The sequence below is a fragment of the Marinilabiliales bacterium genome, assembly GCA_007695015.1.
Taxonomy (GTDB): Bacteria; Bacteroidota; Bacteroidia; order Bacteroidales; family PUMT01; genus PXAP01.
In genome coordinates, this window is record REEN01000070.1 from 1 (window position 1) to 8,801 (window position 8,801).

At 45.1% G+C, this 8,801-nt stretch carries 7 protein-coding genes; 2 read left to right on the forward strand and 5 right to left on the reverse strand.

Features of this window, described 5'->3' with window-relative positions:
* Window positions 1-397, forward strand: a 397-nt coding sequence (locus EA408_10575) for a hypothetical protein (protein ID TVR70763.1), incomplete at its 5' end; no start/stop codon positions are given.
* A 33-nt stretch (window positions 398-430) separates the two neighbouring features.
* On the opposite strand, the gene EA408_10580 is transcribed toward EA408_10575, so the two are convergent.
* The 5 genes from EA408_10580 to EA408_10600 all read right to left on the reverse strand — a co-directional run bounded on the left by EA408_10580 (window position 431) and on the right by EA408_10600 (window position 8,176).
* Window positions 431-2,107, reverse strand: a complete 1,677-nt coding sequence (locus EA408_10580; GenBank protein TVR70764.1) for a TIGR03663 family protein — start codon at window positions 2,105-2,107, stop codon at window positions 431-433.
* Window positions 2,064-2,708: a hypothetical protein gene (locus tag EA408_10585; protein TVR70769.1), complete on the reverse strand. Its 645-nt coding sequence runs from the start codon at window positions 2,706-2,708 to the stop codon at window positions 2,064-2,066. Before EA408_10585 ends, EA408_10580 begins: the two co-directional genes overlap by 44 nt.
* Before the next feature lie 132 nt (window positions 2,709-2,840).
* Complete coding sequence (locus EA408_10590; protein TVR70765.1) at window positions 2,841-4,916, reverse strand: HEAT repeat domain-containing protein; 2,076 nt, start codon at window positions 4,914-4,916, stop codon at window positions 2,841-2,843.
* A 44-nt stretch (window positions 4,917-4,960) separates the two neighbouring features.
* Window positions 4,961-6,286 (reverse strand): gfo/Idh/MocA family oxidoreductase, encoded by a 1,326-nt coding sequence (locus EA408_10595; protein TVR70766.1) that lies wholly within the window; start codon window positions 6,284-6,286, stop codon window positions 4,961-4,963.
* An 84-nt stretch (window positions 6,287-6,370) separates the two neighbouring features.
* Window positions 6,371-8,176, reverse strand: a complete 1,806-nt coding sequence (locus EA408_10600) for a hypothetical protein (protein ID TVR70767.1) — start codon at window positions 8,174-8,176, stop codon at window positions 6,371-6,373.
* Between the two features lie 417 nt (window positions 8,177-8,593).
* On the opposite strand from EA408_10600, the gene EA408_10605 reads away from it, so the two are divergent.
* Window positions 8,594-8,801 (forward strand): hypothetical protein (locus EA408_10605; GenBank protein ID TVR70768.1); only part of this gene is annotated, 208 nt, incomplete at its 3' end.

The following is an 8,801-nucleotide window of genomic DNA, read 5'->3' on the forward strand; positions in this document are numbered from 1 at the left end:
GATGATCCGGCAGGGCCGGACAGGGATTGCTCATGCCTCCAGAATGCTCAGGGAAAGCAGAATACCGGTACCCCGAAAGTTGCACAGGAGGGTGGTGTCTTTGTTCTTCCGGAAATTTGTTAAGGTATATGCCGGATTACCAGGGTATCTGACAGATACGCAATGCGGACTGAAACTTTACAGGGGTGATATAGCAAAAGAGCTTTATGATGAATGCCGCACTGACGGTTTCCTGTTTGATGTGGCGATCATATTGCGGGCAATTGCTAAGGGCTATGCCATAAAGGAGTTTCCTGTTGAGTGGAGGCCCGACCCTGACACGCGTCTCCGGATGCCCCCCCTTTTACTTAAGATCATTCCGGACCTGAACAGGATAAAAAGAGAAGTATCGCGATAAGAGTCTTCGTCCTGCCTGTGTGCCGGCCTTATCTTAGTATTCCAGAACCCGGTTATTACTCCTTGCGTACCTGTCATAATAGTCCTTTCTGAGATACAGGGATACCTCAGTGCCGGGCCTCAGTTCAGGATCATGTTCAAGCAGGGGTATATATAATCTGCGTTGTCCGGGTGGTGGTATCTCATATAGTTTTTTGGTAAGTTGCGGCAAGTTTCCGGGAGAGCATATAATGAAAGGGGCGGCTGGCACTTCCATGTTCACCTCACCCCACCACCCGGTATTGGGAAATTCCCTGAGATACCATGGCAGCGGCCAGTAACCGTTATCAGTTACTATGATCTCGATGTAGAGATCTTTCCCTTCCGGGGAAATTGACGCTACTTTCTCAACCTCATTTGTAATGGTTAATAAATCATTGCCGGGATGAGCGTAGGTATAGGGATTGCAAGGACTGGCAAAAGTTTTGAAATTATCCGAATAGCTTTGCCAGCCCAGATGAAGAACAATAATTGTCACTAATGCCATGTACCCGGCTTTAAGAGGTGTATTACCGCTATTTTTAAGTAACTGCACGAAAAAGAAAGCCGACAGTATAACCATTGTTGTGTAGAAATAAAGCATGTTCCAGGGTGTTTTGTAGGGCAGGGCTGAAAAAACAATCCCTGAAAAAAGGGCAGAGATTGCAGTGAACAGTATTATCGGGTTACAACCGGGTTCTCCCGGCCTTGATGGTTTGGCGGATCTTGATGGTTTTGCGGACTTAGTGGACTTGCCTGTAAAAGCCATGATCATCCCTCCAATACCCGATAAAAAAATCCACAGGTCCGCCCTGAAAGGTAAAGGACTGCAAGAGTCGATACTGATCAATGAAATATAATAGTACCACGGGTGAATATGCAGTCCGTCAGCACCGGCGCGGCTCAGGTACTCCCTGTAGGTTATGATTGAATCGGCTATACCGGCTGGATTTTGCAGGAAGGAGGAGTAGAGCAGAACCGAAGGAATAGCTGCGGAGAGTGCAAAAAGTATAATATGTGTAGCAGTAAATTTTGACGGCATATACCTGACAGGCTTCGGTCCGCCATATATCCTTACGGTTATAAGAAAGGCAATAAGCTGGCCGGCAAATATAATGATCCATGTCGATTTTGTAGAAAACATGAGCCCTGCAAAAATACCTGATAACAAAACCCATGCAGGTTTGCCGGATCTTATATACCGGTAAAGGAAAACAATGAAAGCCAGGTTGAAGAAGATAAGCAGCATCTCATGTATGTAGTACCTGCTGAAATATACCATTGCCGGTGAAATGGCAAGCAGAAGTGCTGCCGTTATGATAATGCGCCAACCGGTATATCCGGCCAGCAAAGCCAGCAGCAGTATGATCATTACTCCGGAAAGAGCGGGAACCGACCTGAGAATTGATTCATTAAGTGAAATAAAGCTGTCGAAAGATCCCAGCCTTGCAGCAATCAGGGTCATATAGTTTAAAGTGGGACCGTGATACTCATTCTTGTCGAACAGGTAAACGCCATTATCCAGGAGCTCACCGAATTTAACGGCATGAACCGCCTCATCTGTATGCATTGGGCGGATGGAAAGTCCGCCAAACCTGAATAACAGGGCCGGAACTAAAATAACCAGGAACAGAAAGCCGGGTTTTATTTTAATTGCCATAAACTTCCACCTCAATATAGTGGTTGAAATCATTATCGGTGTTTCCCATGCTGTGCAATCTCACGTACCGGCCCTCAACACCCATGGCGTCAATTAGTTTTCCTTCATTAGTCTCGACATAATGGTAATCTTCACCAACGCCTAACCCCAGCCTGTTATTTATATCATTATTGAAGAGGGTATGAACATCGAAAATGAAATCCGGGTCGTCTGAAACCTGCACGACCACACTGTGATATACACGGGCCGACATATGATAGTGCCATATGATGATGGCATAAATATTAAAAACATCCTCGAGGTCAATTGTTACATGCTGATGGCCTGCATCAAGTTCAACAACTGAATAGCTGGTAGCCTCCTTATCACCGTCGGTTACACGCCAAAGCTCACCGGTCCGAGGCTCACCCGAACTGTACACAGGCTTGTCAAGCGCAACATTTGTAATACCGGCAGGAGCGAGGAAGGGCGGCCTGCCTGCTTCGTGGGGCTCTTCAAGTCTTTCAACATCAAAATTTGACGGTGTGCCGACAAACATGGGGCGGGGAAGTTCAATATCAAGCGGCTCCATCTGTGCCTCAGCGACCAGACCCCCAGTCAAAAGCAGTGTTGTAAAAACAATCGGGTAAGACAGTCTGGTGATAATTATTTTAAAACTCCTGAAATACTCTGACAATCTTCCGGGAATTAATAAGTCAGGCCCTGATATATTTTTTAATCTCTTCATTAGAACTAAAATTATGACCAGTTTCCGGGGATTAATAAGTCAGTCCCTGATATATTTCTTAATCTCTTCATTATCAGTAAAATATAATGCCCTTTCCAGTTCTTTCCTTGTATTAACCGGGTTACCGGCATTCACATCCTGTACGATATCTAAAATGGCGGACTCTGTTTCGGGAAGCAGGTCGGGGTTTGACATCTGGTCAACAAGTATCCTGAGCGATTCAATAACAGGTAACCTCCCAAGGGCAGAAATTATCAGTTTCTTCTCGTTATTATTGATAGCATAATCAAAACCAAACTCAAGGCTTTGTGCTTTTTCAACATGTGACAGATCCGGGTCATTCATGACAACCTGGTTATGGGCTCTTAAAGCCAGTGTTCTAAGCCTCATATCATCCGTATCCTCAACAATCTCCCTTAATTCCTTTTTCGGACCTGCATCCGGCCAGTCGTGAAGGGCTCTTATAACATTATTTTTCAAATGCATATCATCGGTATCCAGATGTTCAAGAAATATTTCAAGATCGTCCGGGTTTTGTATTCTACCCAGGACACTTATCAGTTCCGATCTTACATCCGGACTTAAGTGAATCGGCAGGTACCTTTTTATGCCGCTTGTATTTACCTTTTCCTGGTCACCCTTTATTGCTACCATGTAAAGTATGTTCCCGAGTATTCTTCTCTCCCTGCCGTCAGGGCTTTTAATCAGAAGTTCAACAATCTGATTTACAATTTCAGGTTGGCCTATCATTCCCAGCGACCTGTAGGATTCCATCCTGATTGCCGGGTGAATACTTTTGGCCGATTCAAGCAGAACAGTTGCTCCGCCCGGGATATTCCTGTTGCCTATGGCCCTGATGAATTCGGCAGCGTGCGGGGGGATATCAGTTAAAGCCTTATCAAGTATTATATCATCAACTTCATCGCCACTCATCCTGTACAACCCCTCTCTGGCAAGCTCCTGTTCCCGGCCGGATGTTGTCGATGCTATCCTCACCAGCAGAGGGATATCTTCAGCTGTAGCTATTTTGGATAATGCATGTATTGCAGGTTCTCTGAATGAAGGGTCGTCATGTTCAAGAAAGTATTTCAATTCGTCATGTATACTTCTGTCTCCCCTGTATGCAAGTATCATTATGAGCCGGATCTTTTCGCTTTCGGTAATACCCTCCATCCGCAGAAGCTCAATTCCATTATCATATGAATCAGGAAGTATCCTTACCAGCCCGGTCAATTCACGTTTTAAGTCCGGAGCAGAGGACGCCAGGTATTGCTTTAATATCTCAGCAGGATCGCCGGTTGTAGTTTCCATCATCCCTTTTATCGCGGCAGCCGCAATTGGAACGGGAGGGTCTGTATCAATTACCGAACTGTAAATATCAAAAGCAGATGTCTGCTGGTTATCAGAAAAGAAATGGCCGGCATTTTCAACCAGTATCGAGGCAATATAGTCCTGTTCAGGATGGTTCCCTCTTTTCATTGCTTCTGTTAACAGATCTGCCGATCTTTCAGTCCCGATTGTTCCCAGGGCAGAAATTGCGGCCCTGGACAACTGGCTGTTATCATTGTCAATGTGTCCGGCAATAAACCTTACAGAACTTTCGTCGCGACGGTTACCGAGGGCAGTAATAATGCCGGCCTGTATGCTGGAAGGAGCATCTGAAAAAGATCTTCTGAGCAACCTGTTGATGTTGCTGCCTGGAATAGCTTGCAATGTCTGAAGTGCCAGATCGCCTGTTATTTCATGTGAAAGATGGTCCTGGAGATATTGTATAGCCCTTCTGTTGGCCGTTTTTTGAAGCTCGCTGAAAAAATATCGCCTTCCTGCATGATTCTCTTCTGCCATCAGGAACTCGTTTAAAATAGGCCCGGCTTCCCTGAAGTTCCTTCTTCCCGAAAAGATCTCTTCAATAAGTTTTGTGTATTCCGGGTAATCGGCATCACTGCGTTCAAGGCCTGAAATAACCCCTGTCATTTCCGCTGTTCTTTCTGCAATCCCGTTACCGCTATATGCAATAACCGGTGCCGCGAGTAAAAAGAGCAGGCACATGCCGGTTATAATCAATCCGGGATTATATATTTTTTGATCCATTGCAGTTTTTGTTTTATTGGCCAAATGATTATTATCGGGTTGAATTTATGTGGTTCATGATTAGGGCTTTAAAGATGCCATGGGCTTCTCATCGGTCTTGAAAGCATCTTGTTGGCATCTTCGTCGTTGATGAACATCTCCTTGGCATTATCCCAGTAAAGCTTCCTGCCAAGTTTCATGGCGATATAGGCCTGCTGACAAACAATCTCTGATTTTACTGCCGGACCTATCTGGCTTATCGTATCAGAACCGGTCCGAACGGCGTCCAGGAAATTGAGGCGGTGATCATTACTGAAAGGCAGCTTAATTTCATTTGGCCTTATGACGTTGTTCATCAACGACTTGGGGTGCGCATCCATAAATCCCCTGGCTATGTAGAGCCATCCTTCAGAACCTTCGAACAGAATTCCCATTGAGCTTCTTACATCGAATTGTGGAATTTTTCTTCTTGCTGTTATATGGTCAATATGCAGCAATTTTACTCCATTCTCATATTTATGCTCAACTTCGAAGGTATGGAAGGTGTCATATAATCCGTCAGGTATGCTTCCTGTTCCTTCCACCTCAACGGGGCCTGAATTATCGGCGTCAAGCGCCCATTGGGCAATATCGACATGGTGTATGCCCCATGCCCCGCTTATGCAGCCAAGGGAGTAGTCGTCGATCAGCGTAAAGTTACGCGTACAGCGAAGTTCATTATAGGGTGCCAGGGGAGCAGGGCCCAGCCACATATCATAATCAATACCATCGGGTACGGGTTCGGCAGGAGGCATAGGAGTAGGAGTGAAGCTGGCTGATCCGACTACTATCCTGTTAAGATTTCCGATTCTGCCGTTCCTGACCATTTCCGTCACAAACCTGAACCCGGGATCCGATCTTTGCTGCGTTCCGTGCTGAAAACAGATATTATACTTGTTGATGGTCTTTCTCAGGATCTGGGATTCCTGTACCGTGAGTGCAAGAGGTTTCTCAAAATACATGGCCTTCCCGCGGCGTGCCGCTTCAACACCAATAAGTGCATGCCAATGGTCCGGTACAGACTGAACTACAGCATCAATATCTCCCCTTGCCAGCAGGTCTCTGAAATCGTTGTAAGCAGAGCAATCATTGTCGCCGTAGTGATCATCGGTTATGTTCTTTGCATTGTCACGATTTTCCTTCTGCACATCGCATACGGCAACAACACGCACCTGGTCAAAACCGAGGAAGGATCTAAGGTGTCCGGTACCCATTCCCCCTACACCTATAAAGCCCAGATTGATCTTGTCATTTGGCATGATCCTTTTATTGCCGGGAAATACAGAAGCTGGCAAAATTGCCGGGAAAGCTGTGAGTCCTAAGGTTGCAGCGAATCCGTTTTTCAGAAATTTCCTGCGGTTGAGTTTGCTTTGCATTTGTTTGGGGGTTAATAAATTCAACTGATCTATATGTGTATCTTATAAGTTACAATAACGGTTAACCGGGATTATCATAATAATTTAATCATTATGTCCTGCAAGCCTGATCGATCTGCTGTTAAAAAAGTCAATTGATTCTTTTATTTCAGGCAGCGAGTGATCCCAGTTATGGGAGTATTCCAGTCCGAACATCACAGGCCTTATATTTTCGCGTTTAAGGTATTCAAGTATGCCTTCAAGATCGATTACACCGGTTCCCCAGGGAACATCATGCCCTTCAGAATCCATACTGCTCTGGTCGTGCATCTGGAGAGTAATTACCCGGTGGCCAAGGGTTTTAACGGCTTCCAGGGGGTCTATACCTTCCCTGGCCCAGTGGCCGAAATCACATGCCGCACCTATCAGCGGACTACGGCCCTCTGTCAGCTCAACAATCTTTTCGGGATGCATGTAAACAGGTGACAACCATTCGCCATGGTTGTGAATGGCCAGTTTAATATTATACTCTTTGCAATACTGCTCGATAATATCAAGGTCCTCAATTGCAGGCTCAGATATAAAAGTCTCTATCCCCATTTTACGGCCAAATTCAAATATCCTGGCCAGCGTCTCCTCATCACCGGGAATGTCAAAAATGTAATAGGTAAGCATTGACAATCCCTCATCAATAAGTTTTTTCCGGACTTCAAGAAGCTGTTCATCGGTGAGGTGATAATCGAATTCAAGGGGTATATCGTCACTTACCTTCTGAACATTCAGTCCCCCCACATATTGTAGTCCCAGTTCCCCGGTCTTCTCAATAGTTTCAAAAAGCGTATTATTTTTAAAAGTATATGCCTCAATACCGAATCTCCATCCCAGCTTTTCCTGGGCCTCAATAGCCGGTGTCAGTCTCCCGCTGGGTATATATGGCGCTTCCTGTAAACCTGCGGCAAACCTGATACCATCGAAATAGTGCCCCATAATTTTCGGATTCCAGCTCAGGTGGTCATTGTGGCCGAAAGATGTATAGAAAACCTTTCCCCTTCCGTACCTTCTTACCCAGCTAATGGCAATATCCATATCCGCCCTCCTTTCAGGGAGAATCCGCCTGTGTTCACTCATATCGGTAAGGTCGGTATCGATTGTGAGAAGGATCCTGAGTTTGTCCCTGGTGTAGGGGTCGGTAAACTGGAAAACCTCATCGCTTGCTTCAAACCCTTTACCGTTAAAAGCCCTGTTCACCGGGTGATCCGGTTCGTCAACATAAAGCGTTATGGTATCCTCCGGCCCCCAGGGGTGTCCTCCGCTTTCAAACCCCCCAAGCATCTCTCCGTATTCGGGAAACTGATCGTAAACGGGCCACTGGCAAAATGTTGCACCCGCCGCATGCAATCCTATGAACCCGCCTCCGCTGAAAACATAATCCAGTAAACTTTGCCGCAGGTACTGGTCCTCAAACAAAACGCCGGCTGTATTATTGAAACATATTGCATCAAATTGCTGCAGCACTTCCGGCATAAATACAAGTGTATCACTGCTGAACCATGTTTCCCAGGCCCCGGTTTTTTCGCCCATAAGCTTAATAGCATAATTTGTGTATGGTATGGAAGGGTGTCCCTTCCTGACCTCATCATGATAAAGATGAAGGTTGAATACCAGGAGCTTTGCAGGCTTGTCCAGGCCGGTTACAGGGGTGCCGGGGACAGCTTCGCCGATCTTTCTCTTCAGTGAATCGGGTATGCCATAAATAAACAGGTCACTCTCACTGCTGCTGAATATCTTTTGTGCCTGCACAGTTTGTGGCTGGACAAACAAAAGCATCAGCACTGAGAAAAATATAAGACAGGTATTGAAGCGTAAATTGTACAGATGGAAGCGTAGATTGTATAGATGTCCCTTGTGCATAAGAGTAAGGTTTTATTCCAGGCCTGGCAACCTTTGTTAGTTGAAAAATCAGTTCTGAAAATTGTCATCCGAAAGATATCAGTTTAAATATTACCAAACAAACCACTATTGAATTATGAATTGCCAGTAAATTTTTATGCTTTTAGTCACCCGCCTCTGAAAAAATACCCGTCTTAGATATTAGAAACTTAAGATAATGACTTTACGGAAATTTTTCGTGGGTTTAGGTTTAGGTAAATTTGGGTAAAGCACCCTGTCCGGAGAAGGTTTGGTAGTTCCTTATGTCGGGCAGGGGGCTTTTTTATTTGAGCAGTTTGCATGAAATAATAAATTAAGGCAGTAATCTTTTAGCTCATCCTGTCGCCCGATACCGGAAGAATAACCGTATTAGTATATAGTATATTATAATAAGCGGAGATGGATTTTACAAACGAACAATATTACAAGGATCTAATTCACAGCTATTTTTCAAATCAGGCCTCTGAAAAGGATGTTGAGGAGTTGCAGTTGTGGATAGATCAGTCGGATGACAATAAAAAGCAATTCATTGAATTCAGGAGGGCGTGGATGCTGACTTCCCAGTCATCCCCGAAAGGGAAATTCAACAAGGCAAAATATGATGAAT

Coding starts and splice junctions, on each gene's coding strand:
- EA408_10580 (TVR70764.1), bottom strand. CDS start 2,107: ATGATTTCAACCACTATATTGAGGTGGAAGTTTATGGCAATTAAAATA.
- EA408_10595 (TVR70766.1), bottom strand. CDS start 6,286: ATGCAAAGCAAACTCAACCGCAGGAAATTTCTGAAAAACGGATTCGCT.
- EA408_10600 (TVR70767.1), bottom strand. CDS start 8,176: ATGCACAAGGGACATCTATACAATCTACGCTTCCATCTGTACAATTTA.